This window comes from Streptomyces sp. NPDC007905 (genome assembly GCF_042959345.1).
Classification (GTDB): Bacteria; Actinomycetota; Actinomycetes; order Streptomycetales; family Streptomycetaceae; genus Streptomyces.
This window is the reverse complement of sequence record NZ_JBIBKS010000020.1, coordinates 79,892-105,413: the sequence shown is the minus strand read 5'-3', so window position 1 is coordinate 105,413 and position 25,522 is coordinate 79,892. Positions and strand designations below refer to the sequence as shown.

Annotated in this window: 27 protein-coding genes and 1 pseudogene; 21 read left to right on the top strand and 7 right to left on the bottom strand. The window is 71.8% G+C overall.

The features are described 5' to 3' along the window. Positions 1–223: 223 nt before the first annotated feature. Entirely contained in the window at positions 224–3,763 is a 3,540-nt protein-coding gene (gene dnaE / locus ACFZDC_RS30930; protein WP_391329083.1) for a DNA polymerase III subunit alpha, read from the top strand. An 85-nt stretch (positions 3,764–3,848) separates the two neighbouring features. Here the strand turns inward: dnaE and ACFZDC_RS30925 are convergent, their stop codons facing one another. After that, positions 3,849–4,028 carry a hypothetical protein gene (locus ACFZDC_RS30925; RefSeq protein WP_391329082.1) on the bottom strand — a complete coding sequence of 60 codons (180 nt, stop codon included), beginning with the start codon at positions 4,026–4,028 and terminating at the stop codon, positions 3,849–3,851. A gap of 225 nt (positions 4,029–4,253) precedes the next feature. Here ACFZDC_RS30925 and ACFZDC_RS30920 point away from each other — a divergent pair, with 225 nt between their 5' ends. The 4 genes from ACFZDC_RS30920 to ACFZDC_RS30905 all read left to right on the top strand — a co-directional run bounded on the left by ACFZDC_RS30920 (position 4,254) and on the right by ACFZDC_RS30905 (position 8,117). Beyond that, positions 4,254–5,474 (top strand): NYN domain-containing protein, encoded by a 1,221-nt coding sequence (locus ACFZDC_RS30920; RefSeq protein WP_391329081.1) that lies wholly within the window; start codon positions 4,254–4,256, stop codon positions 5,472–5,474. 58 nt (positions 5,475–5,532) lie between these two features. After that, positions 5,533–6,546 carry an ATP-binding cassette domain-containing protein gene (locus ACFZDC_RS30915; RefSeq protein ID WP_391329080.1) on the top strand — a complete coding sequence of 338 codons (1,014 nt, stop codon included), beginning with the start codon at positions 5,533–5,535 and terminating at the stop codon, positions 6,544–6,546. A 76-nt stretch (positions 6,547–6,622) separates the two neighbouring features. Beyond that, positions 6,623–7,444: an ABC transporter permease gene (locus ACFZDC_RS30910; RefSeq protein WP_391329079.1), complete on the top strand. Its 822-nt coding sequence runs from the start codon at positions 6,623–6,625 to the stop codon at positions 7,442–7,444. A 34-nt stretch (positions 7,445–7,478) separates the two neighbouring features. Then, on the top strand, positions 7,479–8,117 hold the full coding sequence (locus ACFZDC_RS30905; protein WP_391329078.1) for an AAA family ATPase: 639 nt from the start codon (positions 7,479–7,481) through the stop codon (positions 8,115–8,117). 352 nt (positions 8,118–8,469) lie between these two features. On the opposite strand, the gene ybaK is transcribed toward ACFZDC_RS30905, so the two are convergent. From ybaK to ACFZDC_RS30885, 4 genes are all read right to left on the bottom strand, one after another. Next, positions 8,470–8,970, bottom strand: a complete 501-nt coding sequence (ybaK, locus tag ACFZDC_RS30900) for a Cys-tRNA(Pro) deacylase (protein ID WP_391329077.1) — start codon at positions 8,968–8,970, stop codon at positions 8,470–8,472. A gap of 43 nt (positions 8,971–9,013) precedes the next feature. Continuing rightward, positions 9,014–9,754: an LON peptidase substrate-binding domain-containing protein gene (locus tag ACFZDC_RS30895; RefSeq protein ID WP_391329076.1), complete on the bottom strand. Its 741-nt coding sequence runs from the start codon at positions 9,752–9,754 to the stop codon at positions 9,014–9,016. Between the two features lie 11 nt (positions 9,755–9,765). After that, positions 9,766–10,821 (bottom strand): hypothetical protein, encoded by a 1,056-nt coding sequence (locus tag ACFZDC_RS30890; protein WP_391329075.1) that lies wholly within the window; start codon positions 10,819–10,821, stop codon positions 9,766–9,768. Between the two features lie 129 nt (positions 10,822–10,950). After that, positions 10,951–12,528, bottom strand: a complete 1,578-nt coding sequence (locus ACFZDC_RS30885; protein WP_391329074.1) for an oxidoreductase — start codon at positions 12,526–12,528, stop codon at positions 10,951–10,953. Between the two features lie 178 nt (positions 12,529–12,706). Here ACFZDC_RS30885 and hisD point away from each other — a divergent pair, with 178 nt between their 5' ends. From hisD to ACFZDC_RS30840, 9 genes and pseudogenes are all read left to right on the top strand, one after another. Beyond that, the gene (hisD, locus tag ACFZDC_RS30880; protein WP_391329073.1) at positions 12,707–14,032 is read left to right on the top strand and encodes a histidinol dehydrogenase; all 1,326 of its coding nucleotides are present in this window, start codon (positions 12,707–12,709) and stop codon (positions 14,030–14,032) included. Continuing rightward, positions 14,029–15,153 carry a histidinol-phosphate transaminase gene (locus ACFZDC_RS30875; protein WP_391329072.1) on the top strand — a complete coding sequence of 375 codons (1,125 nt, stop codon included), beginning with the start codon at positions 14,029–14,031 and terminating at the stop codon, positions 15,151–15,153. Before hisD ends, ACFZDC_RS30875 begins: the two co-directional genes overlap by 4 nt. Further along, positions 15,150–15,752 (top strand): imidazoleglycerol-phosphate dehydratase HisB, encoded by a 603-nt coding sequence (gene hisB, locus ACFZDC_RS30870; protein ID WP_391329071.1) that lies wholly within the window; start codon positions 15,150–15,152, stop codon positions 15,750–15,752. The genes ACFZDC_RS30875 and hisB overlap by 4 nt, the downstream gene beginning before the upstream one ends. A 4-nt stretch (positions 15,753–15,756) precedes the next feature. Further along, positions 15,757–15,921, top strand: a complete 165-nt coding sequence (locus ACFZDC_RS30865; protein WP_391329070.1) for a hypothetical protein — start codon at positions 15,757–15,759, stop codon at positions 15,919–15,921. Next, positions 15,918–16,559, top strand: a complete 642-nt coding sequence (hisH, locus tag ACFZDC_RS30860) for an imidazole glycerol phosphate synthase subunit HisH (RefSeq protein ID WP_391329069.1) — start codon at positions 15,918–15,920, stop codon at positions 16,557–16,559. Before ACFZDC_RS30865 ends, hisH begins: the two co-directional genes overlap by 4 nt. Positions 16,560–16,562: 3 nt before the next feature. Beyond that, entirely contained in the window at positions 16,563–17,288 is a 726-nt protein-coding gene (gene priA, locus ACFZDC_RS30855; RefSeq protein ID WP_391329068.1) for a bifunctional 1-(5-phosphoribosyl)-5-((5-phosphoribosylamino)methylideneamino)imidazole-4-carboxamide isomerase/phosphoribosylanthranilate isomerase PriA, read from the top strand. Further along, positions 17,285–17,689, top strand: a complete 405-nt coding sequence (locus tag ACFZDC_RS30850; RefSeq protein ID WP_391329067.1) for a Rid family hydrolase — start codon at positions 17,285–17,287, stop codon at positions 17,687–17,689. Before priA ends, ACFZDC_RS30850 begins: the two co-directional genes overlap by 4 nt. Then, on the top strand, positions 17,686–18,441 hold the full coding sequence (gene hisF, locus ACFZDC_RS30845; protein WP_391329066.1) for an imidazole glycerol phosphate synthase subunit HisF: 756 nt from the start codon (positions 17,686–17,688) through the stop codon (positions 18,439–18,441). The genes ACFZDC_RS30850 and hisF overlap by 4 nt, the downstream gene beginning before the upstream one ends. A 65-nt stretch (positions 18,442–18,506) precedes the next feature. Then, positions 18,507–19,388: pseudogene (locus tag ACFZDC_RS30840) on the top strand (MFS transporter); the annotation flags it as partial. A 3-nt stretch (positions 19,389–19,391) separates the two neighbouring features. Here ACFZDC_RS30840 and ACFZDC_RS30835 read toward each other — a convergent pair. Further along, positions 19,392–19,790 (bottom strand): VOC family protein, encoded by a 399-nt coding sequence (locus ACFZDC_RS30835; protein WP_391329065.1) that lies wholly within the window; start codon positions 19,788–19,790, stop codon positions 19,392–19,394. An 11-nt stretch (positions 19,791–19,801) separates the two neighbouring features. Beyond that, positions 19,802–20,437: a TIGR03085 family metal-binding protein gene (locus ACFZDC_RS30830; protein ID WP_391329064.1), complete on the bottom strand. Its 636-nt coding sequence runs from the start codon at positions 20,435–20,437 to the stop codon at positions 19,802–19,804. Positions 20,438–20,557: 120 nt separating this feature from the next. Here ACFZDC_RS30830 and hisI point away from each other — a divergent pair, with 120 nt between their 5' ends. The 7 genes from hisI (at position 20,558) to trpM (ending at position 25,319) form a co-directional block, all read left to right on the top strand. Next, positions 20,558–20,959 (top strand): phosphoribosyl-AMP cyclohydrolase, encoded by a 402-nt coding sequence (gene hisI, locus ACFZDC_RS30825; protein WP_391329063.1) that lies wholly within the window; start codon positions 20,558–20,560, stop codon positions 20,957–20,959. An 11-nt stretch (positions 20,960–20,970) separates the two neighbouring features. After that, entirely contained in the window at positions 20,971–22,467 is a 1,497-nt protein-coding gene (locus ACFZDC_RS30820; protein ID WP_391329062.1) for an anthranilate synthase component I, read from the top strand. 50 nt (positions 22,468–22,517) lie between these two features. Beyond that, positions 22,518–23,156, top strand: a complete 639-nt coding sequence (locus tag ACFZDC_RS30815; RefSeq protein WP_391329061.1) for a TIGR02234 family membrane protein — start codon at positions 22,518–22,520, stop codon at positions 23,154–23,156. Between the two features lie 208 nt (positions 23,157–23,364). Beyond that, positions 23,365–23,622, top strand: coding sequence for an HGxxPAAW family protein (locus ACFZDC_RS30810; RefSeq protein WP_391329060.1), 258 nt, complete (start codon positions 23,365–23,367; stop codon positions 23,620–23,622). Between the two features lie 95 nt (positions 23,623–23,717). Then, positions 23,718–24,158 (top strand): DUF2752 domain-containing protein, encoded by a 441-nt coding sequence (locus ACFZDC_RS30805; RefSeq protein WP_391329059.1) that lies wholly within the window; start codon positions 23,718–23,720, stop codon positions 24,156–24,158. Positions 24,159–24,293: 135 nt separating this feature from the next. After that, positions 24,294–25,103 (top strand): indole-3-glycerol phosphate synthase TrpC, encoded by an 810-nt coding sequence (trpC, locus tag ACFZDC_RS30800; RefSeq protein WP_391329058.1) that lies wholly within the window; start codon positions 24,294–24,296, stop codon positions 25,101–25,103. A gap of 21 nt (positions 25,104–25,124) precedes the next feature. Further along, entirely contained in the window at positions 25,125–25,319 is a 195-nt protein-coding gene (trpM, locus tag ACFZDC_RS30795) for a tryptophan biosynthesis modulator TrpM (RefSeq protein WP_391329057.1), read from the top strand. Positions 25,320–25,522 lie beyond the last annotated feature (203 nt).

Here is a 25,522-nt window from a genome sequence, read left to right as displayed (position 1 = left end):
CGGGCGACGCCACGCGGGAGTGCCCGGTTCCCGCACGAAGGTACGCGGGGAACCGCCCGCCCGTCTCCGACCGCCACCCCTCATCGAGGTGCTTCGCGCCAAAGCATCCACCTCGGTGTCAGTGCCGGGGCATAGACTTCGACGCTGTCCCCCCGACTGTCCGCAGTCGGTCCGCAGCCGGTCGGAAGATCGTCGACACCCGTTTCCTTTGGAGGCCGAAACCGTGTCAAAGCCGCCCTTCACGCACCTGCACGTCCACACCCAGTACTCGCTGCTGGACGGTGCCGCGCGGCTCAAGGACATGTTCAACGCCTGCAACGAGATGGGCATGACGCACATCGCCATGTCCGACCACGGCAACCTGCACGGGGCGTACGACTTCTTCCATTCCGCGAAGAAGGCCGGAATCACCCCCATCATCGGGATCGAGGCGTATGTCGCCCCCGAGTCCCGGCGCAACAAGCGCAAGATCCTCTGGGGCCAGCCGCACCAGAAGCGGGACGACATCTCCGGTTCCGGCGGTTACACCCACAAGACGATGTGGGCCGTGAACAGGACCGGCCTGCACAACCTCTTCCGCCTCTCCTCGGACGCCTACGCCGAGGGCTGGCTGCAGAAGTGGCCCCGGATGGACAAGGAGACCATCGCCCAGTGGTCCGAGGGCATCGTCGCCTCCACCGGCTGCCCCTCGGGCGAGGTGCAGACCCGGCTGCGCCTCGGCCACTTCGACGAGGCCCTGAAGGCCGCCGCCGAGTACCAGGACATCTTCGGCAAGGACAAGTACTTCCTGGAGCTGATGGACCACGGCATCGAGATCGAGCGCCGGGTCCGTGACGGCCTGCTGGAGATCGGCAAGAAGCTCGGCATCCCCCCGCTGGTCACCAACGACTCGCACTACACGTACGCGCACGAGGCGGGCGCCCACGACGCCCTGCTGTGCATCCAGACCGGCAAGAACCTCTCCGACCCGGACCGCTTCAAGTTCGACGGCACCGGTTACTACCTGAAGTCCACGGACGAGATGTACGCCATCGACTCCTCGGACGCCTGGCAGGAGGGCTGCGCCAACACGCTCCTCGTGGCCGAGATGGTGGACACCGCCGGCATGTTCGAGAAGCGCGACCTCATGCCCAAGTTCGACATCCCCGAGGGCTACACCGAGGTCACCTGGTTCAAGGAGGAGGTCCGCCGGGGCATGGAGCGCCGCTTCCCCGGCGGCATCCCCGAGGACCGCCAGAAGCAGGCCGACTACGAGATGGACGTCATCATCTCGATGGGCTTCCCCGGCTACTTCCTCGTGGTCGCCGACTTCATCATGTGGGCCAAGAACAACGGCATCGCGGTCGGCCCCGGCCGAGGCTCAGCGGCCGGCTCGATCGTCGCCTACGCCATGGGCATCACCGACCTCGACCCGATCCCGCACGGCCTGATCTTCGAGCGGTTCCTCAACCCCGAGCGCATCTCGATGCCCGATGTCGACATCGACTTCGACGAGCGCAGGCGCGTCGAGGTGATCCGGTACGTGACGGAGAAGTACGGCGCCGACAAGGTCGCCATGATCGGCACCTACGGCACCATCAAGGCCAAGAACGCGATCAAGGACTCCGCGCGCGTGCTGGGCTACCCGTACGCGATGGGCGACCGCATCACCAAGGCCATGCCCGCCGACGTCCTCGGCAAGGGCATCCCGCTGTCCGGCATCACCGACCCCAGCCACCCCCGCTACAGCGAGGCCGGCGAGGTCCGCGGGATGTACGAGAACGAGCCGGACGTGAAGAAGGTCATCGACACCGCGCGCGGCGTGGAGGGCCTGGTCCGGCAGATGGGTGTGCACGCCGCCGGCGTGATCATGTCCAGCGAGACCATCACCGAGCATGTCCCGGTCTGGGTGCGGCACACCGACGGCGTGACCATCACCCAGTGGGACTATCCGAGCTGCGAGTCGCTCGGCCTGCTGAAGATGGACTTCCTGGGCCTGCGCAACCTGACGATCATGGACGACGCCGTCAAGATGGTGAAGGCCAACAAGGGCGTCGACATCGACCTCCTGGGCCTCCCGCTCGACGACCCCACGACCTTCGAGCTGCTCCAGCGCGGCGACACCCTCGGCGTCTTCCAGTTCGACGGCGGCCCCATGCGCTCCCTGCTCCGGCTGATGAAGCCGGACAACTTCGAAGACATCTCCGCCGTGTCGGCCCTGTACCGGCCGGGCCCGATGGGCATGAACTCCCACACGAACTACGCGCTGCGCAAGAACGGGCAGCAGGAGATCACGCCGATCCACCCCGAGCTGGAGGCGCCGCTCAAGGAGGTCCTGGACGTCACCTACGGCCTGATCGTCTACCAGGAGCAGGTGCAGAAGGCCGCCCAGATCATCGCGGGCTACTCGCTCGGCGAGGCCGACATCCTCCGCCGCGTGATGGGCAAGAAGAAGCCCGACGAGCTGGCGAAGAACTTCACCATCTTCCAGGCGGGCGCCCAGAAGAACGGCTACAGCGACGAGGCCATCCAGGCCCTGTGGGACGTGCTGGTCCCCTTCGCCGGCTACGCCTTCAACAAGGCCCACTCGGCCGCCTACGGCCTGGTGTCGTACTGGACCGCGTACCTCAAGGCGAACTACCCCGCCGAGTACATGGCCGCGCTGCTTACCTCCGTCAAGGACGACAAGGACAAGTCGGCGGTCTACCTCAACGAGTGCCGCCGCATGGGCATCCGGGTGCTCCCGCCGAACGTCAACGAGTCCGAGTCCAACTTCGCCGCCCAGGGCGACGACGTGATCCTCTTCGGCCTCTCCGCCGTCCGCAACGTCGGCACGAACGTCGTCGAGTCGATCATCAAGTGCCGCAAGGCCAAGGGGAAGTACGCCTCCTTCCCGGACTACCTCGACAAGGTCGACGCGGTGGTCTGCAACAAGCGCACCACGGAGTCGCTGATCAAGGCCGGCGCCTTCGACACCATGGGCCACACCCGCAAGGGGCTCACGGCCCAGTACGAGCCGATGATCGACAACGTGGTCGCGGTCAAGCGCAAGGAGGCCGAGGGGCAGTTCGACCTCTTCGGCGGCATGGGCGAGGAGACCAGCAGCGAGCCCGGCTTCGGACTCGACGTGGAGTTCGCCACCGAGGAGTGGGACAAGACCTATCTGCTCGCCCAGGAGCGGGAGATGCTCGGTCTGTACGTCTCCGACCACCCGCTCTTCGGCCTGGAGCACGTGCTGTCCGACAAGGCGGACGCGGGCATCGCCCAGCTCACCGGAGGCGAGCACGCCGACGGTGCGGTGGTCACCATCGGCGGCATCATCTCGGGCCTGCAGCGCAAGATGACCAAGCAGGGCAACGCCTGGGCGATCGCCACCGTGGAGGACCTCGCCGGTTCCATCGAGTGCATGTTCTTCCCGGCCACCTATCAGCTGGTGTCGACCCAACTGGTCGAGGACGCGGTGGTGTTCGTCAAGGGCCGCCTCGACAAGCGCGAGGACGTGCCGCGACTCGTCGCCATGGAGCTGATGGTCCCCGACCTGTCCAACGCGGGAACCAACGCGCCGGTGATCCTCACGATCCCTGCGGTCAAGGTCACCCCGCCGATGGTCAGCCGCCTCGGCGAGATCCTCAGCCACCACAAGGGCGACAGCGAGGTCCGCATCAAGCTCCAGGGCCCGCGCAAGACCACCGTGCTGCGTCTGGACCGGCACCGGGTCAAGCCGGATCCGGCGCTGTTCGGCGACCTGAAGGTGCTGCTCGGCCCGTCCTGCCTGGCGGGCTGAGCGGATGACGCGGGAAGGGGCGCACCCGGCAAGGGTGCGCCCCTCCTGCATGCATGGGCTTCAACTGCCCAGTGGGCTGTGCCCTTTAGTTGTGGCCGAAGCTCTTCTGCTTCTTACGAGCAGCATCCGAGGGGCTGCCCGGGACGTGCGCCATCGAGGACTCGTGCTCCTCGGCCGACGGACGCTGGGCGCGCTCCTGTGCGTGCTCGTTCTGCGGAGCGCGGTTCTGCGGGCCGGCCTGCTTGCGGTTCTTGTTCTTGGCCATGGTGATCTGCCTCCTGTGGGGGATCTAGGGGCCAGGGCCGGGACCAGATTCACATACGCTGACATCAAGCGCATGTCGGATAATTACCGTGTGTGACAGGGGAGGTGGGCGTGGCGGAGCCGCAAACGCCACGCCGAAGATCGAGTTCGGGCCGTTAACCCCTGCGCGGTCGGGCAGACTCGAAGGAAGTCCGAAGCAAAACCTCCCGGGAAGAGGGTGAGTCGCGTGGACCGCTGCATCGTCCTGGTGGACGCCGGATATCTGCTGGGAGCCGCCGCCAGCCTCCTCGCCGGTGAGCCCTCCCGGTCCCGGATCACCGTCGACCACCCCGCGCTGATCCAGGCCCTGCGCGAACGCGCGGAGACGGAGACCGAGCGCCCCCTGCTGCGCATCTACTGGTTCGACGGCGCCCCCGACCGGGTCCCCCAGCCGGAGCACCGCCGGCTGCGCGTGATGCCCCGTGTCACCGTCCGCCTCGGCGCTCTCACCCGCAGCGACGGACGCTGGGCGCAGAAGGGCGTGGACGCCGCCATGCACGCCGAGCTGACCGAGTTGGCCCGCAACCGCGCCTGCTCCGACGTCGTCCTGGTCACCGGCGACGGCGACCTGCTGCCCGGCATGATGGCCGCCAAGGAGCACGGCGTCGCCGTCCACCTGTGGGCCGTACAGGCCGCCGACGGGGACTACAACCAGTCCGAGGACCTGGTCGCCGAGGCGGACGAGCGGCGCGTACTGGACCGGGTGTGGATCACCCAGGCGGTCCGCGCCAAGGAGCTGACCGGAGTCTGCGCGCCGCCGCCCGTGCCCCGGCCCGAGATCGCCGCGATCCTCTCCGCGCCGCTGCCCGAGTCCGCACCCGCCACGGCAGGTGAGCACCCCCCCGAGGAGGGCGCCCACCTGCCGGCCGCCGCCTCGGAGAACGGCGCCCAGGAGCGGGTCCCCGCCCCCAAGGGCGTACCCACCCCGAAGGACCTCGCCGCGCTGCGCGCACCGGGGGTGCAGGCCGTGCAGCATCCGACGACCGCCACCCTCAGGTGGTCCTCCGACAAGGGCTGGGTCGACCGTCCGGGCGCCGTCTCCGAGCCGCCCGAGGTCGCCTCGATGCCGACGCTGGCCCAGCTGACCACCGCCGAGCAGCGGTGGGCCGACCGGGAGGAGGACATCACCACGGTCGGCGGCGACCCGTACGAGGTGGGACAGGTCTTCGCCCGCCGGTGGATGTCCCGGCTCGGCGATCAGAGCCATCTGCAGCGGCTGTCCACGATGTACCCGCGCATCCCGCACCGCATCGACGGCGAGCTGCTGCGGTACGCCGCCCGCTTCGGACTGCTCGCCCACAAGGACGACCAGATCGACGAGCACGACCGTTACGCCATTCGGGCGGGGTTCTGGCGGGAGATCGATGTGCCGGCGGCCACGGAGCAGCACGCGCCCGCCGCCGACTGAATCCTCGTAGCCGCCCCAAAGGCGAGTAAAGGCCCCGGACCCCGTAGGCTCGTCCTTTGTGAGTACGCGCACGGGACAGGCACTTCGGTATGACGAGGTCGTACGCGTGCGCGGGCTCGGCAAGACCTACCCGCCCGTGAAGGGGCGGCGCGGGGCGCCGGGCACACCCGAGGTACGGGCCACCGACGGCGTGCAACTGGACGTGCGGCACGGGGAGATCTTCGGCCTGCTCGGCCCGAACGGCGCCGGCAAGTCCACCCTCGTACGGCAGCTCACCGGGCTGCTGCGACCGGACACCGGCAGCGTCGAGATCCTCGGCCACGACATCGTCAGGCACCCCGAGCGGGCCGCGCGGCTCCTCGCCTACCTGGGGCAGGAGTCCTCCGCCCTGGACGAGCTGACCGTCGCGCTCGCCGCCGAGACCACCGGACGCCTGCGCGGTCTGGAGGTACGGCGGGCGCGGGCCGAGCGGGACGCCGTACTCGAGGAACTGGGGCTCACCCCGATCGCCGGGCGGGCGCTGAAGAAGCTGTCCGGCGGACAGCGTCGCCTCGCCTGCTTCGCCGCCGCCCTCGTCGGGGAACGGCCGCTGCTCGTGCTGGACGAGCCGACCACCGGCATGGACCCGGTGGCGCGGCGCGCGGTGTGGGCGGCCGTGGACCGGCGGCGGGCCGAGCGCGGTACGACCGTGCTGCTGGTCACCCACAACGTCATCGAGGCCGAGTCCGTCCTCGACCGGGTGGCCGTCCTGGACCAGGGCCGGGTCATCGCCTGTGACACCCCGGCCGGGCTGAAGGAGCAGGTCTCCGGCGAGGTGCGGGTGGAGCTGGTGTGGCGGGAGCGGCCGCCGCTGGACGTGCCCGAGGTCGCCGTGCTGCGCGAGCGGGCCGTGGAGTCCGGGCGGCGCTGGACGCTCCGGCTCGCCCCCGAGGAGGCCCGGGCGGCCGTCGCCACGGTGACCGGCGGAGCCGCCTTCGCTGCCCTGGACGACTTCACGCTCGCCACGCCCAGCCTGGAGGACGTGTACCTGGCGCTGGGCGGGGCGGCACGGCAGGGGCTGGTGAAGGCGTGAGCACGCGAGTGGTCGCATCCGTATGGTCCCTGTGGGACGGTGGCCGAGCCGCCGTAGGGAAGAGGAGCAGGTCGTCGTGAGTGTCGTACCCGCGGAGGTTCTGCCGGGCGGTGCCCGGGCGGTGCCGGAGACGGCCCGCCGCGCGGCCGAGCTCGGGCCGTCCGCGCGGCTGTGGCCGTCGCTGGTGGCCGTCTACCGGGCGCAGCTGTCCCGGGCCCGGGTGGCGCGCATCCCGCTGCTGTTCGTGGCGACCTTCCAGTCCGTCGGCATCGCCGTGATGATGCGCGGTGTCGTGGACAGCGGCAGCGAGGCCCAGTCCGTGGTGGCGGGATCCTCGGTGCTCGTCGTCGCGTACGTGGCGCTCAATCTGCTGTCGCAGTACTTCGGGCAGTTGCGGGCCAGCGGGGGGCTGGACCACTACGCCACGCTGCCGGTGCCGCCCGCGGCGGTGGTGCTGGGGGCGGCGGCGGCGTACGCGTCCTTCACGGTGCCGGGGACCCTGGTGACCGCCGTCTTCGGGTGTGCGCTCTTCGGGCTGCCGTTGTCCAACCTGTGGATCCTGGTGGCCGTGATCCCGCTCGCCGGAGCCGCGCTGTCCGGGCTCGGTGCCGCCTGCGGGCTGCTCGCGCCGCGCCCCGAGCTGGCCGCGCTGCTCGGGCAGCTGGGCATGTCGGCGGCGTTGCTGCTGGGTGTGCTGCCGGCCGACCGGATGCCGGAGATCGTACGGCTGGCCCGGGATCTGCTGCCGTCGACCTATGGCGTGGAGGCATACGCCCGGACCTTCGGGGCACACCCCGACTGGGCCGTCGTCCTCGTTGACCTGGGAGTGTGCGCGGGTGTCGGAGTGGTCTCGCTGGCCGTGGCGACCTGGGCGTACCGCCGGGCCGCCGTCCGGTGACGCGGCGCACAGCGCGGCCTGGCACGATGTCAGGGTGACCGCACCGCTGACTCCGCCTCCGCCGCCGCACGACGACTCCCCGCACCAGGTCTGGCAGGCGCCGCCGCCTGCCGGGTCGCCGGTCGCGGACCTGTACGGACAGGACGGCCCTGGGATGAAGACCGAAGTGCGAGATGCCGCCGTGATCACACTGGCGGTGGCGCTGCTGGGCGGGGTGCTGTTCGGGCTGCTGTGGTGGTGGCTGGCGCCTCATGTGCCGCTGGTCGCTGACCAGGTCGACAAGAGCTGGGTCGTCTATCTGAAGGACACCGAGGGGGAGCAGGCCGTCGGGGTGGACGGAACGTTCACGCTGCTGGGGCTGGCCTTCGGCGTGGTCAGTGCGGCCGTCGTGTTCCTGCTGCGGCGGCGCGGGGGCGTCCCGCTGGTCGTCGCACTCGGCCTGGGCGGGCTGCTCGCGTCCGTGCTGGCGTGGCGGCTGGGGGTGTGGCTGGGACCTCCCTCCGACGTGATCGCTCACGCGAAGGCGGTGGGGAAGGGTGTCACCTTCTCGGCGCCGCTGAAGTTGAGCGCGAAGGGCGCGCTGCTGGCCTGGCCGCTGGCCGGGCTGCTGGTGCACCTGGGCCTCACGGCCCTGTTCGGCCCCCGCGACCCCGAGCCACCGTACGCCGGCTGATGCGGCTGGGGCTGGGCCTGGCGATGCCGAGCGGCGGTATGCCGACTGATGGCTGGGGCTGGTGATCCTGAGCGGCGGTATGCCGGTTGATCCGGCTGGGGCTCGGCCCGGTGATCACTGAGCGGCGGTGTGTCGGCTGATGCGGCTGGGGCTCGGGCCCCCGTCGGCTGACGCACCCGGGGCGCTGCCCGGTGACCCTGAGCCGCTGTGTGCCGGCTGGTGCATCCGGGGGCTCTGTGCCGTGATTCTGAGCCGCTGTGTGCCGGCTGGTGCATCCGGGGGCTCTGTGCCGTGATTCTGAGCCGCTGTGTGCCGGCTGGTGCATCCGGGGGCTGGGTCTCTGAGGCGGCTGTCAGCCCCGGCCGATCGGAGCCAGTACCGCTGACGTCAGTTTCGCCAGATCGCCCGGCGCCAGTTCGACCTCCAGCCCCCTGCGCCCCGCCGAGACGCAGATCGTCTCGTGGGACTCGGCCGAGTCGTCCAGGACCGTGGTGAGCCTCTTGCGCTGGCCCAGCGGGGAGATGCCGCCGCGGACGTAGCCGGTGGTGCGTTCCGCGAGGGCGGGATCGGCCATGGTGGCCCGCTTGCCGCCCGCCGCCGCGGCGAGGGCCTTGAGGTCCAGCGTGCCGGACACCGGGACCACCGCCACCGTCAGGGTGCCGTCCACGTCCGCCACCAGCGTCTTGAAGACGCGGTCGGGGGAGACGCCCATCGCCTCCGCCGCCTCCTCGCCGTAGGAGGGGTGGGAGGGATCGTGGTCGTAGGAGTGCACCGTGTACTCCACGCCCGCCGCGGTCAGGGCCACCGTCGCGGGCGTGCCGCCGGACTGCTGCTTCTTGGACTTCTTCGCCATCGGGGGTGTCGGCCTCGGTTCGCTCGGTTCCGGCTGGTTTCGCTCAGTTCAGGCTGGTCGGCGTCCGCGTCAGCTCGAACGCGGGCAACGACGGCAGACTGCGGATGATGGACGTCTCCGCACGAAGGAGTTTCAGCTCGTCCCGGAGCCGTGAGGCGGTGTCCGGCGCCTGCAGCAGCCGTTGCTTCGTCGGTGTGTCCAGGACCATCGCCGCCGCCACCAGGTAGGACACCACCGAGGGGTCGTCCGGGAGGTCCGCGCCCGTCGAGAGCGAGCGCTCGCGTGCGCCTGCCAGGCGCTTCTGGTACTGGCGGAAGGCACGCAGCACGCCCTCGGCCAGCGCGCCCGCCTCGTCGCCGGGGTCCTCCGGCAGCTCCTCCAGCTCCGCCGTCAGGAACGGGCCCGAGGCGTCCACGGACAGCAGCCGTACCCGGGTCGTCCCCGTCGCCAGCACCTCGAAGGTGCCGTCGGCGCGCTCGCGGATGGTCGCCGCGTCCGCCACGCACCCCACGCCGTGGAAGGACTTCAGCGGGTCGGGGCCGAAGCCCGCGGCCGGGCCACGCTCGGGCTCCGCGGTCGGATCCGGCATGCCCGGGGCGCTCGGAGCCACCTCGTGGCCGTCGCGGATCGCCACGACGGCGAACCGGCGCGGTTCGTCCTCGGGGGTCTTCAGCAGCTCGCGCATCATGGCGCGATAACGCTCCTCGAAGATGCTCAGGGGCAGCACGAGCCCGGGGAACAGTGCCGAGTTCAGCGGGAAGAGGGGCAGACGGGCGGTGGTCACGGCGCCCCAGCCTAGTGGTCCGGGACGGGGGCTCGACCGCGGTGCTCGTTCCGCGGTCGCGGGGACACCGCTGCCAGCTCGCTCAGGGCGCCGTGCGGAGCGGCCGTCAGGAGTGCCTCGCGCAGCCGCAGGAAGTGGCCCAGCGGGTCGTCGGAGAACCGGTCCCAGGGGAACGAGGTGGCGTACGGGCCGATCAGGCGCAGCTGGCCGCGGGCCTCCTCCCAGCGTTCCAGCCGTACGAGGACGTAGACCAGCTTGTTGCGGACCTCGGCGGGCCAGGGGGCGGCCGCCGGGAAGCGGCCGGAGAGCGCGACCGCCCGGTCGGCCGCCGCCTCCAGCCGCTCGCGCGGCACCCGGGGGCCGCAGCCGTCGGTGAGGTAGGAGAAGGCCGCGCGGGCCGGCAGCGCCTGGACGAGGGAGTCGGCAGGGGCGTCCTGCGCGGCCAGGTCGGCGAAGTCGAAGCACTCGCGGTGCGAGCCGTGCCAGAAGGTGCCCAGGTAGCGCAGGGCGGCCACATGGCAGCCGTAATGGTGCGGGGCCCGCCGGACCGCCGCCTCCCACAGCTCCTCGAAGTAGCGGTGCCCGGCGCGGGAGCCACGCGCGTGGTCCAGCGCGATCCGCCAGGGCACCGGGTCGCGGTCCTCGGCGCGGGCGGCGGCCGTGATCAGCGGGCTCACCTCGCGCAGCAGCTCGGCGCGGGCCGGCGACGGCCAGGCGCGGTCCACCGCGAGCTGGGCCCTGACGAGAGCCGCGTCGGGGTCGTCCGGGTCGGCCGCGCGCCACTCCTCGAACCACTCGGGGCGCGCACGTGCGAAGGCCGCGAGCCGCTTGGTGTACCGGTCGCGGTCCTCCCATGCGGCCGCCGCGCGGGTGGCGGCGAGCAGGGCGGCGGCGGCGCCGTACTCGCCCCGGCCGGCCGCGACCAGGGCGGGGGAGAGACGTTCGTCGGGCGCGTCGAGGACGGCCTCGTCTCCTGCCGGTGGTGGGGCGGCGGGGCGCGAGGCACGTCGTCGTGTCATCCGAGCGGGGCGGAAAAACGCGGGCAGCAGAGCCATGGTGTCGACCATTGAAAGTCCGCAGGTCGAGGCAGCGCCAGAGGGTCGGGGCAAGTCGTGGAAGGTTGTATGCCCGACGGTCAAGGACAGGTAAAAGGTGATTGTTCAACTATTGTGGCGTACCTGTCAGCGAATCGGGCCTCAGCCCCGCCGCAGCAGCCGGGACGCCCCGGCCGCCACCGTCGTCGCCAGGATCCAGCCCAGCATGATCATCGCCGCTGCCAGCCACTGCCAGCCGCCGCGCAGCTGCCACTGGCCGACCTGGCCGAGATCGATCACCGGCAGCAGGAGGTCCAGCGTGAACAGGGCGGGGCTCCAGGACGGATGGCCGCTGGAGTTCATCGGCGGATGGTCGGCGTGCGAGAAGGCCAGCGTGCCCGCCGCCCACAGCACCGCCATCCATACCGCGGCGCGGCCGGGCCGGTAGCCGTAGGCCACCGTCAAGTCCTGGGCGTACCCCCAGAACTTGGCGGCCAGGGGCAGCGTCTCGCGGCGCCGGCGCTGCTTGGCGAGCAGCACCTCGCGGGCGTCCTCGTCCTCCCCGGCCGCCCGCAGCACCGCGGCCAGCCGCTCGTACGGCTCCGGGTTGTACTCGGCGGTGGCCGCCGCCACCCAGTCGAGCCGACGGCTCAGCGGGAACGGGCCCCGCGGGACCAGGTTCTCGTACGTGAAGCCGCCCATGTGCAGACTGCCCGGGCCCGGCCAACTGCCCGCGCGGTCCACCAGGTTGACGACCCGTGCCCCGGAGAGCAGCACCTGGCCGCGCTGCGGGGCGTCCCCGAGGAAGCGCAGCTCGGGCGTCTGCACCCGGCGCAGCGACAGCACCTGGTCGTCCGTGAGGTCGAACCGGGCCCGCTCCAGGTCGACGGCGTCGCCGAAGCGCCCGTCGTCCAGCCGCACCCCGCCCTGGCACTCGAACCGCTGGATCCGCGTCCCGCGCGCGGGGGTCGTGCCACTCAGCAGCGGGTTGCCCACGCCGGCCGGGGTCAGGTACAGGGTGCGTTCCACCGTCAGCTGGGGTGCGTTCAGGGCGAGGCGCGCGTACGGGTTGGCCAGTTTCGCTCCCCGCAGGCTCAGCGAGACACCGACCTTGGCGCTGCGCAGGCTCAGCTCGCCGTGCGACTCCAGCAGCTCCGCCTGCAGGTCCTGGCCCACCGTCATGCCGTCCGCGGCGATCGAGCGGCCGCTGCGGTCCCGGTAGACGATCGCCTGGTTGAGCAGCAGGTCCGTGCCGATCTGGGCGTCGGTCAGCCGGACTCCGTTCTGGAAGCGGCAGCGGGGCAGGTGCAGATCGCCCTCGGTGTGCACCCGGGCCGCCTCCAGGCGCGGCACCGCGCAGTCCACCAGGCGCACGGTGGTGAACCGGGCCTCGGGCAGCAGGATCTGGTCGTCGAAGCGGCAGCCGCGCATCTCCACGTACGGCGTGACCGTGCCGCCCGCCAGGTCCAGCGTGCCGGTGACCCGCAGGCCGACCAGCTTCAGCGAGGGCACCCGGCCCGCGAGCGCGGGGGGCCCGTCCAGCAGTAGCCAGCAGACGATGCGCGCCCGGACGCTCCGCTCGGGCCCCCAGGGATGCCCGCCGTGCGGATCGTCCACGACGACGTCCCCGCTGCTCAGGTCGTACACGCTGCCGTTGCGGAAGGCCTGCCACATGCCCGCCTCGGCCGCGGTCAGGTCGTCCGGCAGGTCCCCGGCGTGGATGCCGGTCCCCTCGGTCACCGCTCTTCCTTCCTCCCCGCCTACTCGTGAGTCACCTGTGTCGTACAGCTGTTCATGCCCGGTGCGTGACGCCCGGAACACTAGACGTGAAGGCGATCTTCCGAGTTCCGGCCAGGTTCTGTATCAGCCATTGATACGCGCGGACGGCTCCCGATGCCGGTCTGAGAGAATTGACCCTGTGATTTCCCGAATCGATCTGCGCGGCGACGCCCTTCCCGAGGGCCCCGCCCTGCGCGACCTGCTGCCCCGAGCCGACTTCGACGTTCAGGCCGCCCTGGAGAAGGTGCGTCCGATCTGTGAGGCCGTGCATCATCGGGGCGACGCGGCGCTGATCGACTTCGCCGAGAAGTTCGACGGAGTGCGTCTGGAATCGGTCCGTGTCCCGGCCCAGGCGCTCACCGACGCGCTCGAGGCCCTCGACCCGGCCGTGCGCGCGGCCCTGGAGGAGTCCATCCGCCGGGCCCGCCTGGTCCACCGCGAGCAGCGCCGCACGACGCACACCACGCAGGTCGTGCCCGGCGGATCCGTGACCGAGAAGTGGGTGCCGGTCGAGCGTGTCGGGCTGTACGCACCGGGCGGCCGGTCCGTCTACCCCTCGTCCGTGATCATGAACGCCGTACCGGCCCAGGAGGCCGGGGTCGCGTCCATCGCACTCGCCTCCCCGCCCCAGGCCGAGTTCGGCGGGCTGCCGCACCCGACGATCCTCGCCGCGTGCGCCCTGCTCGGCGTGGACGAGGTCTATGCCGCCGGCGGTGCCACCGCCGTCGCGATGTTCGCGCACGGCACCGAGTCCTGCCTGCCCGCCAACATGGTCACCGGCCCCGGCAACATCTGGGTGGCCGCCGCCAAGCGCTACTTCACCGGCAGGATCGGCATCGACGCCGAGGCCGGACCCACCGAGATCGCCGTCCTCGCGGACGACACCGCCGACCCGGTGCACGTGGCCTCGGACCTGATCAGCCAGGCCGAGCACGATCCGCTCGCGGCGGCCGTCCTCGTCACCGACTCGGTCGAGCTGGCCGACGCGGTGGAGAAGGAGCTGGAGCCGCAGGTCGCGGCCACCAAGCACATCGAGGACCGCATCCGCCCGGCCCTCGCGGGCAGGCAGTCCGCGATCGTGCTGGTCGACGGCATCGAGGAGGGGCTGCGGGTGGTCGACGCCTACGGCGCCGAGCACCTGGAGATCCAGACGGCCGATGCCGCCGCGGTCGCCGATCGTGTGAAGAACGCCGGCGCGATCTTCATCGGCCCCTGGGCTCCGGTCTCGCTGGGCGACTACGCGGCCGGGTCCAACCACGTCCTGCCCACCGGTGGCTGCGCCTGCCACTCCTCCGGGCTGTCCGTCCAGTCCTTCCTGCGCGGCATCCACATCGTCGACTACACGAAGGACGCGCTGGCCGAGGTCGCGCATCACGTGGTGACGCTGGCGGAGGCGGAGGACCTGCCCGCGCACGGCGCGGCGATCAAGGCTCGGTTCGGCTGGAAGGTACCTGAGAGCAAGTGACCGGCAACCCCCCTGTGTCCCGTTGGGACGCACTCCCCATCCGTGACGAGCTGCGCGGCAAGTCCCCGTACGGCGCGCCCCAGTTGGACGTCCCCGTACGGCTGAACACCAACGAGAACCCCTACCCGCTGCCCGAGCCGCTGGTCGAGCGGATCGCGGAGCGGGTGCGGGAGGCCGCCCGCGACCTGAACCGCTACCCGGACCGGGACGCGGTCCAGCTGCGCACCGAGCTCGCCAAGTACCTGACGAAGACGGGCAAGTACCCGCTCGGCATCGAGAACGTGTGGGCCGCCAACGGCTCCAACGAGGTCATCCAGCAGCTGCTGCAGACCTTCGGCGGTCCCGGCCGCACGGCCATCGGCTTCGAGCCGTCGTACTCGATGCACGCGCTCATCGCCCGCGGCACGGGCACGGCCTGGATCTCGGGCTCGCGCAACGAGGACTTCACGATCGACCTCGCCGCCGCCGAGCAGGCCATCGCCGAGCACCGCCCGGACGTCGTCTTCATCACCACCCCCAACAACCCCACGGGCAACGCGGTGCCGCCGGAGGCGGTCCTCGCGCTCCATGACGCGGCCCAGGCGGCCAAGCCGTCGATGGTGATCGTGGACGAGGCCTACGTCGAGTTCAGCCACGGCGACTCGCTGCTGCCGCTGCTGCAGGGCCGGCCGCATCTCGTCGTCTCGCGCACGATGTCGAAGGCCTTCGGGGCCGCGGGGCTCCGCCTCGGCTACCTCGCCGCCGACCCGGCGGTCGTGGACGCCGTGCAGCTCGTACGGCTGCCGTACCACCTGTCGGCGATCACCCAGGCGACCGCGCTGGCCGCCCTGGAGCACACCGACACGCTGCTGAAGTACGTCGAGCAGCTGAAGTCGGAGCGGGACCGGCTGGTCGCCGAGCTGCGCGCGACCGGCTACGACGTCATCGAGTCCGACGCGAACTTCGTGCAGTTCGGCCGGTTCGAGAACGCCCACACCGCCTGGCAGCGGATCCTCGACCGGGGTGTCCTGGTCCGGGACAACGGCGTACCGGGGTGGCTGCGGGTGTCCGCCGGAACCCCGGACGAAAACGACGCGTTCCTCGACGCGGTACGTGAGCTGAAGAAGGAGCTTGAGGCATGACTCGCGATGGGCGCATCGGACGAATCGAGCGCACCACCAAGGAGACGTCCGTGCTGGTCGAGATCGACCTCGACGGCACGGGGAAGACCGACATCAAGACCGGCGTCGGCTTCTACGACCACATGCTCGACCAGCTCGGCCGGCACGGTCTGTTCGACCTGACCGTGAAGACCGACGGCGACCTGCACATCGACTCCCACCACACCATCGAGGACACCGCCCTCGCGCTCGGCGCCGCCTTCAAGCAGGCGCTCGGCGACAAGGTGGGGATCTACCGATTCGGCAACTGCACGGTCCCGCTGGACGAGTCCCTCGCCCAGGTCACCGTCGACCTGTCCGGGCGCCCCTACCTGGTGCACACCGAGCCCGAGAACATGGCGCCGATGATCGGCGAGTACGACACCACGATGACCCGGCACATCCTGGAGTCCTTCGTCGCCCAGGCACAGATCGCGCTGCACGTGCACGTGCCGTACGGGCGCAACGCGCACCACATCGTGGAGTGCCAGTTCAAGGCCCTCGCCCGGGCGCTGCGCTACGCCAGCGAGCGCGACCCGCGCGCGGCCGGCATCCTCCCCTCCACGAAGGGCGCGCTGTAACCCCATGAACGGTCTTTCGACCCTGTTGATCGTCGTCGGCCTCTTCCTCGTCGGCGGCATCGTCTCCTTCGTCAAGCAGAAGATGCCCACGAGCCTCGTCGTGCTGCTCTCGATCGGCGCGGGCCTGTGCCTCGTGGCGGGGGTCATGCGGCTGGAGGTCTGGAATTGAGCGCTACCAGGCGAGTGGTCGTCTTCGACTACGGTTTCGGCAACGTCCGGTCCGCCGAGCGCGCCCTCGCGCGCGTGGGGGCCGACGTGGAGATAACGCGCGACTTCGACAAGGCCATGAACGCCGACGGCCTGCTGGTGCCGGGCGTCGGTGCCTTCGCCGCCTGCATGCAGGGCCTGCGCGGCGCCCGCGGTGACTGGGTCGTCGACCGCCGGCTGTCCGGCGGGCGCCCGGTCATGGGCATCTGCGTCGGCATGCAGATCCTCTTCGCGCGCGGCATCGAGCACGGCGTGGAGGCCGAGGGCCTCGACGAGTGGCCCGGCACGGTCGAGCCGCTGCAGGCCGACGTCGTGCCGCACATGGGCTGGAATACCGTGGACGCCCCGGCCGGCTCGCAGCTGTTCGCGGGCCTCGACGCCGACGCCCGCTTCTACTTCGTGCACTCCTACGCCGTCCACGACTGGGCCCTTCAGACGCACAACCCGCTGATCGAGGCCCCCAAGGTCACCTGGTCCACGCACGGCAAGCCGTTCGTGGCGGCCGTGGAGAACGGCGCCCTGTGGGCCACCCAGTTCCACCCCGAGAAGTCCGGCGACGCCGGAGCCCAGCTCCTCACCAACTGGATCGGAACCCTGTAGACCATGGCCAAGCTCGAACTCCTCCCCGCCGTCGACGTCCGTGACGGCCAGGCCGTCCGTCTCGTGCACGGCGAGTCCGGGACCGAGACCTCCTACGGCTCCCCGCTGGAGGCCGCCCTCGCCTGGCAGCGCTCGGGCGCCGAGTGGCTGCACCTGGTCGACCTCGACGCCGCCTTCGGCACGGGCGACAACCGGGAGCTGATCGCCGAGGTGGCCAGGGCGATGGACATCAAGGTGGAGCTGTCCGGCGGCATCCGCGACGACGACACCCTCGCCGCCGCCCTCGCCACCGGCTGCACCCGGGTGAACCTCGGTACCGCCGCCCTGGAGACCCCCGAGTGGGTCGCCAAGGCCATCGCCGAGCACGGCGACAAGATCGCCGTCGGCCTGGACGTGCGCGGCACGACCCTGCGCGGCCGCGGCTGGACCCGCGACGGCGGTGACCTCTACGAGACGCTGGAGCGCCTCAACAAGGAGGGCTGCGCCCGCTACGTCGTCACCGACATCGCCAAGGACGGCACCCTGCAGGGTCCGAACCTGGAGCTGCTGAAGAACGTCTGCGCCGCGACGGACCGCCCGGTCGTGGCCTCCGGCGGCGTGTCGTCGCTGGACGACCTCCGCGCCATCGCCGACCTGGTACCCCTCGGTGTCGAGGGCTCCATCGTCGGGAAGGCCCTTTACGCGAAGGCGTTCACCCTGGAAGAGGCCTTGGAGGCTGTGTCGTCATGACGTCCGAAGCCGTGCGGCGCGTGCAGAGCGGAAGTCCCTGGGAAGAGAGCTTCGGGTTCGCTCGCGCCGTCGCGGCGGGTGACCGTGTGCTGGTGGCCGGCACGACGTCCTTCAAGGGCACCGTGCTGTACGGGGAGGGCGACCCCTACGAACAGGCCAAGGTGGCCTTCACCGGCGCGCTCGAGGCGATCGCGGAGTTCGGGCTCGGTGTCGAGTCGGTGGTCCGGACCCGGATGTACCTGACCCATGCGCGGGACGTGGACGCGGCGGGCCGTGCCCACAAGGAGATCTTCGACTCCACGCGCCCTGTCTCGACATTGCTGGTCGTGGAGGGCTTCGTCGACCCGCGCATCCTCGTCGAAGTGGAACTAGAAGCATTCAGAGGAGCCGTGACCTCATGACCCTGGCGGTCCGAGTCATCCCCTGCCTGGACGTGGACAACGGCCGGGTCGTCAAGGGCGTCAACTTCCAGAACCTGCGCGACGCGGGCGACCCCGTCGAGATGGCCAAGGTGTACGACGCCGAGGGCGCCGACGAACTGACGTTCCTGGACATCACCGCGTCCTCGGGCAACCGCGAGACGACGTACGACGTGGTGCGCCGCACCGCCGAGCAGGTGTTCATCCCGCTGACCGTCGGCGGCGGTGTCCGCACGGCCGAGGACGTGGACAGGCTGCTGCGGGCCGGCGCCGACAAGGTGGGTGTCAACACCGCGGCCATCGCCCGCCCGGACCTGATCCGCGAGATCGCCGAGCGCTTCGGCCGGCAGGTGCTGGTGTTGTCCGTGGACGCGCGCAGAACCGCATCCGGCTCCTTCGAGGTCACCACCCACGGCGGCCGCAAGGGCACCGGCATCGACGCCGTCGAGTGGGCCCACCGGGCCGCCGACCTCGGTGCCGGGGAGATCCTGCTCAACTCCATGGACGCGGACGGCACCAAGGACGGTTACGACCTGGAGATGATCGCGGCCGTGCGCAAGCACGTCACCGTCCCGGTGATCGCGTCCGGGGGCGCGGGCCGGCTGGCCGACTTCCCACCGGCCGTCGAGGCGGGCGCGGACGCGGTCCTGGCCGCCTCGGTCTTCCACTTCGGGGACCTGCGGATCGGCGAGGTGAAGCACACGCTGCGGGAGGCGGGGCACCCCGTGCGGTGACACTGCGCCGGACGTCGGCCCCGGTCGCCCGGTGAGGTGACCGGGGCCGACTCATCGGCAGACACGGCACCGTCGACGCCGTGTTCATGCCCGCCGTGGGTGCCCTCCCGGCGAGGATCACGGGGACGACGCAACTCGCCCGGGTGCAGGGCATGCGCGGCCTCGCGATCCGGGTCGCGAGCGTCGTGGCCCCGCTCGGCGGCCTCGGCGTGGCGGTCGGCGGCGCGACGGCCGCGTTCGCCCTCGCCGGGCTGCTCATCGCGGTGTCGGTGCCGCTGCTGTTCTCCGTGCGGGTCCGGGACCTGCCGGCGGACGACGGGGCGGGCGCCCGGGAGGCGAGTCCCTGGCGGGATCTGAAGGCCGGGCTGCGCCACGTACGCGGCCATCGCGTCCTGGCCCCGCTGATGTTGGCCATCGCCCTCGGCGACTTCGGCTTCGTCGGCCCGCTCAACGTCGGCCTCACCCTGCTCGCCGACCACCGCGGCCGGGGCGCTTCGGGGATGGGCTCGGTGCTCGCCGGGTTCGGTGTCGGCGCGGGCGCCGCCTCGCTGCTGCTGACCGTCCGCGGGCGGCTGCCCCGCGCCGGACTGGTCGCCGCGTACGCCATCCTCGCGGGCGCCGCCGCCATCGGCGCCCTCGCCTACGTACCGAGCCTCGGCGCGGCCGTCGGGGTGGCCCTCCTCATCGGGCTCCTCGCCGGGCTGAGCGGCGCCATGTGCGGGGCCCTGCTGCAGACCCGGACGAACCCCGCCTACCTCGGCCGGGTCACGGCCCTGGCCGGCCTGGTCAGCCTCGGTCTCGCCCCGCTGAGCATGCCCTTCGCGGCCGCCGCGATCGGAGTCTGGGGCCTCGGCCCGGTGTTCGTCGTCAGCGCTGCCGTCTGCGGGCTCGGCGGGGTCGTCGGCCTGCCCTTCCCCGGCCTGCGCCGAGCCGAACTCCCCCGCTGACGCTCACTCCCTCGGCTGGGTCAGCTGCACCAGATTGCCGACCGTGTCGTCGAACACCGCCGCCAGCACCGGCCCCTGCTCCTGCGGCGGATGCGTGAACCGGACACCGAGACCGCGCAGGCGGTGGTACTCCGCCCGCAGGTCGTCCACGGAGAAGACGATGCACGGGAGCCCCGCCTCGTACAGCGCCTTGCGGTACGGCTCCGCGATGGGGCCCTCACCGGGTTCCAGCAGCAGCTGGAGGTCCGGTTGTGCCCCGTGGGGCGCCCCGACCGTGACGAACGGCGTGCCGCCGCCCAGGTCCACGTGCAGCCGCGTCTCGAAACCCAGCACGCCCGTGTAGAAGGCGTGCGCCCTGGCCACGTCGTCCACGTACACGCCGGTCATCGCGACCTTGATCACCGCGAGCCCTCTCAGATGCCCAGCTGCTTGGACTCGTGCAGCCGGTCGATCGCGTCCGCGTCGCCCTCCAGGTCCACCTTGGCCGCGCTCTGCCGGCCGAAGACGAACATCAGCAGCTCCGACGGCTCACCGGTCACCGTGACCACCGGGGTGCCGCGATGCGCGACCGCCGTCTGGCCGTCCGGGCGGCGCAGCACCAGACCGGTCGGCACACCCCGGCCCACCAGTCGCGCGGTGCGCTCCAGCCGCGACCACAGGGCGTCCTGGAACACCGGATCCAGCTCGCGCGGGCTCCAATCCGGCTGGGCGCGGCGGACGTCCTCGGTGTGGACGTAGAACTCGACGATGTTGGCCGCCTCGTCGATCTGCTTGAGCTGGAAGGGTGAGAAGCGCGGCGGCCCGGTACGGATCAGCTGGATCAGCTCCTCGTACGGCTTCGCGGTGTACTCGGCCGTCACCTTCTCGAGGCGCGGCGCCAGCGGCTTGATCAGCGTGCCCCCGGCGGCGTCCGGCCGGCGTTCGCGCACCACCACGTGTGCGGCCAGGTCCCGGGTCCGCCAGCCCTCGCAGAGGGTCTCGGCGTCCGGACCGACGGTTTCCAAGAGGTCGGCGAGCAGGAGCCGTTCACGCTTGGCGAAGGTCGACATGCTGTCAGCCTACGACCCCGTACCGGGTCCGCCCAGCGGGCACCGGCCGTACGGCTCCCGGACGGTCCGGCCAGTGGACACGGACCGTCACTGTCAGCCCCGCGCGGCACAATGGCACCCATGACCAGTACGACCGGTACGCCCCGGCCCAGCAGCCTCGACCCGGAGATCGCCGCGCGCCTCAGGCGCAGCGCCGACGGGCTCCTGCCCGCCATCGCCCAGCAGTACGACACCGGTGAGGTGCTGATGCTCGGCTGGATGGACGACGAGGCGCTGCACCGCACGCTCACCACCGGCCGCTGCACCTACTGGTCCCGCAGCCGCCAGGAGTACTGGGTCAAGGGCGACACCTCGGGCCACTTCCAGTGGGTGAAGTCCGTCGCCCTGGACTGCGACGCCGACACCGTGCTGGTCCAGGTCGACCAGGTGGGCGCCGCCTGCCACACCGGCGCGCGCACCTGCTTCGACGAGGACGTGCTCCTCAAGGACGCCGCTGCCGGTCCCGCCGGCCCGGATCAGTAAGGTCTGCCGCCATGGACCTCGAGACCTTCCGCAAGCTCGCCGCCGACCGGCGTGTCATCCCGGTCACGCGCAAGCTCCTCGCCGACGGCGACACCCCGGTCGCGCTCTACCGCAAGCTCGCCGCCGAACGCCCCGGCACCTTCCTGCTGGAGTCCGCGGAGAACGGCCGCTCCTGGTCCCGGTACTCCTTCGTGGGTGTCCGCAGCGCCGCCACGCTCACCGCCCGGGACGGGCAGGCCCACTGGCTCGGCACCCCGCCGGTCGGCGTCCCCACGGACGGCGACCCGCTCGTCGCCCTGCGCGCCACCCTCCAGGCCCTGCACACCCCGCACCAGGAGGGCCTGCCGCCCTTCACCGGCGGCATGGTCGGCTACCTCGGCTACGACATCGTCCGCCGCCTGGAGAAGATCGGCCCCGGCGAGCGGGACGACCTGAAGCTGCCCGAGCTGACCCTGCTCCTCACCAGCGACCTCGCCGTCATGGACCACTGGGAGGGCTCGGTCCTGCTGATCGCCAACGCGATCAACCACAACGACCTCGACACCGGCGTGGACGAGGCCTACGCCGACGCCGTGGCCCGCCTCGACGCCATGGAGGCCGACCTGACCCGGGCGGTCGCCCAGCCCCCCGCCGTCCTGCCGCCCTCCGAACTGCCCGAGTACACCGCCCTGTGGGGCGGCCCGGACTTCCAGGCGGCCGTGGAGGACGTCAAGGAGCGCATCCGCGCGGGCGAGGCCTTCCAGGTCGTGCCCTCCCAGCGCTTCGAGACCCCGTGCACCGCCAGCGCGCTGGACGTCTACCGGGTCCTCAGGGCCACCAACCCGTCGCCGTACATGTACCTGTTCCGGTTCCCCCACGGGGAAGGCGGCGCGTTCGACGTCGTCGGGTCGTCCCCCGAGGCGCTGGTGAAGGTGGAGGACGGGCGCGCGATGGTCCACCCCATCGCCGGCACCCGGCACCGCGGCGCCACCCCGCAGGAGGACCAGGCGCTCGCCGAGGAACTGCTCGCCGACCCCAAGGAGCGCGCCGAGCACCTGATGCTGGTCGACCTCGGCCGCAACGACCTCGGCCGGGTCTGCGAGCCCGGCTCGGTGGAGGTCGTGGACTTCATGTCCATCGAGCGCTACTCCCACGTCATGCACATCGTCTCGACCGTCACCGGCAAGGTCGCCGAGGGCCGCACGGCCTTCGACGTGCTCACCGCGTGCTTCCCGGCGGGCACGCTCTCCGGCGCCCCCAAGCCCCGCGCCATGCAGATCATCGACGAACTCGAGCCCTCCCGGCGCGGCCTGTACGGCGGCTGCGTCGGCTACCTCGACTTCGCCGGGGACTCCGACACCGCCATCGCCATCCGAACCGCCCTGCTCAGGGACGGCACCGCCTATGTGCAGGCGGGCGCCGGCATCGTCGCCGACTCCGACCCGGTCGCCGAGGACCAGGAGTGCCGCAACAAGGCCGCGGCCGTCCTGCGCGCGGTGCACACGGCCAACCGCCTCGGAACGGCCTGACCGGCCCGAGACGAACCCCGGGTGACGGTTCGCCCGGGGTTCAGGCGATAGTGGAGTACGTGACTGCCGTACCTCACCCCCGTTCCGAAGCCGCCGCGCCCACCCGGTCCGGCCGGCGGAGCCTCGCCGTGGCCCTGCTGTGCGGTGCGCTCGGCGCTGCCGGGGCGCTGCTCGCGACCCGGCAGCGCTGGTCGGAGGGCACCGCCACGGTGGCCGGCGGCGCGTTCCCGCTGACCGCCAGGGGCAGCGACGTCACGGGCGTCCCCGCGGCCCTCGCCATAGTGGGCCTCGCCGCACTCGTCGCCGTCTTCGCCGTCCGCGGAGCCGGCCGTCTGGCCGTCGCCGCCCTGCTCGCGCTCTCCGGCGCCGGCATCGCCGCCGCCGCCCTCGTCGGGGCCTCCGACAGCTCCGCGCTGGACGCGAAGGCCGCGCAGGCCACCGGCGACACCTCGGCCACGGTCGCCGCCCTCAGCCACACCGGCTGGCCGTACGTCGCGGCCGTGGGCGGCGTCCTGATCCTGTCCGCCGGGCTGCTCGCCCTGCGCTACGGACGCCTGTGGCCCGCCATGTCCGGCCGCTACGAGCGCGGGGCCGACCGGCCGCGGCGCAAGCCCCGCCCGGTGGACCCCGAGCGTCCCGAGGAGATCTGGAAGGCCCTGGACCGCGGCGAGGATCCGACCGGCGCCTGAACTCCAGCCGTACCCTCCCGGCCGTCGCCGGATGTGGCGAACCAGACGCCACCCCCGCGTCCGGCACGCGCGCGCGTACGGGACAATGGACGATGAGCGTCCGGCTCGGACAGTGACGGGCGGGCTCGGCAACGTAGGGCACGTTCGACACGTACGACGCGTACTACGGCACGTACACAGCAACGTACACAGCAACGAGGAGCAAGTCATGGCGGGCAGCAGCCACGGTCACACCCCGGCCGCCTGGACCGGCGTCACCATCGCCTTCATCGGTTTCTGCGTCGCGGGCGCCTTCATGGTGATGGCCCAGCCGGTCGGCTTCTGGGCCGGCATGGCGATCGTGGTCCTCGGTGGCGTCGTCGGCGCCGCCATGCGCGCCATGGGCCTCGGCCAGCCGAAGCAGACGCACGCCGCCCCGCACGCGGCCCCCGCCCCGGTCCGTGAGCCGGCCGGCGTCGAGGGCTGAGCACCACCGCTTCCCGCGCGAGGGGCGGCCCGCACCCTCTTCGGTGCGGGCCGCCCCCTCGCGCGCGTGGCGGGCGGCCGGGGCACAATGCCAGCGTGAACGCCGACAGCCCCACCGCACCGCGCACCCCCCCGTCCCCCGCGCTGTGGGGCCGGCTCGCCGTCCCGGCCGGCATCCTCGCGGCCGTCGCCGGAGCCTTCGCCTACGTCGGCGCGGTCGACCCCAACGAGCCCGGCCACTATCCGGTGTGCCCCCTGTACCGGCTCACCGGCCTGTACTGCCCCGGCTGCGGCGGACTGCGCAGCGCGCACGCCTTCGTCCACGGCGACCTCCTCACCGCCCTGCGCGACAACGCGGCTGGCGTGGCCGCCTACCTCGGCTTCGCGGTGCTGTGGACCGTCTGGGTGGTCCGCGCGGTGCGCGGCCGGCCGGTGCGGCGCGAACCCGGGCGGGCGCAGATGTGGAGCATCGGCGCGTTGTTGCTGGTCTTCACCGTTGTCCGGAACCTGCCGTTCGGCGGTTGGCTGCATCCCTGATCGCTCACCGAAACGTCCAGGTTGTGGGACCGGTATGGATCGGATGCAGGGCCTTCGTGGACCTCCGGATACCATCGCATTGACCACGGGTTTTCAGAACCCGCAGGAACGACCGTCTGAAAGGGGGCCGCTCGCGTGAGTGTGCTCGACGAGATCATCGACGGAGTCCGTGCCGACCTCGCGGAGCGGCAGGCACGCGTCAGCCTCGACGAGCTCAAGGAGCGTGCGGCGAAGGCCCCCGCCGCCAAGGACGGGGTGGCCGCGCTCAAGGGCGACGGCGTCAAGGTGATCTGCGAGGTCAAGCGCTCCAGCCCCTCCAAGGGCGCGCTGGCCGCGATCGCCGACCCGGCCGGGCTCGCCGCCGACTACGAGGCGGGCGGCGCCGCCGTCATCTCGGTCCTGACCGAGGAGCGCCGCTTCGGCGGCTCGCTGGCCGACCTGGAGGCCGTCCGCGCCCGCGTGGACATCCCGGTCCTGCGCAAGGACTTCATCGTCACGTCGTACCAGCTGTGGGAGGCCCGGGCGTACGGCGCCGACCTCGCGCTGCTGATCGTCGCCGCCCTGGACCAGCCGGCCCTCGAGTCGCTGATCGAGCGCGCTGTCTCCATCGGCCTCACCCCGCTGGTCGAGGTGCACGACGAGGACGAGGCCGAGCGGGCCGTGGACGCGGGCGCCCGGATCATCGGCGTCAACGCGCGCAACCTGAAGACGCTGGAGGTCGACCGCGGCACCTTCGAGCGGATCGCCCCGGAGGTCCCCGAGGGCATCGTCAAGGTCGCCGAGTCCGGTGTGCGCGGGCCGCACGACCTCATCGCCTACGCCAACGCCGGCGCCGACGCGGTCCTGGTGGGCGAGTCCCTCGTCACCGGGCGCGACCCGAAGGCCGCCGTCTCCGACCTGGTCGCGGCGGGCGAGCACCCCGCACTGCGGCACGGGCGAAGCTGACCCCTCGGTGGCTGGATCCCGATGATGCTTCCGATCACGCCGGCGATGCGGGACCCCTATGCCCGCCTCGCCCGCGGCTGCCGGCCCCGCGGCTGCCGTGCCCCCGCACGACGGGTGCACGGGCGGCGCGTCCGCTATGTGATCGGTGACGAGCCCGGGCAGGTGAACGGCATGCGATGGCGTCGCCACGCGCGCGTGTCACCCGCGGTGAGCTGAGCCGAGTCTCCTTCTGCCGCCGGTCGCCCGGGAAGGCGCCGGCACGGCACGAGTCCGGGTCAGGAACCGCCGGTCCCCGCGGGCCGGACTTCACGGTTCCCGCGAGGCCTTCCTCCCCCCTGCCGACAGGCGAGGGTGGGCGGCGAAAGCGCCGTCGAAGGCGGCACGCGCACGCGTGTGCACGTACCCCAAGTCCAGCAACC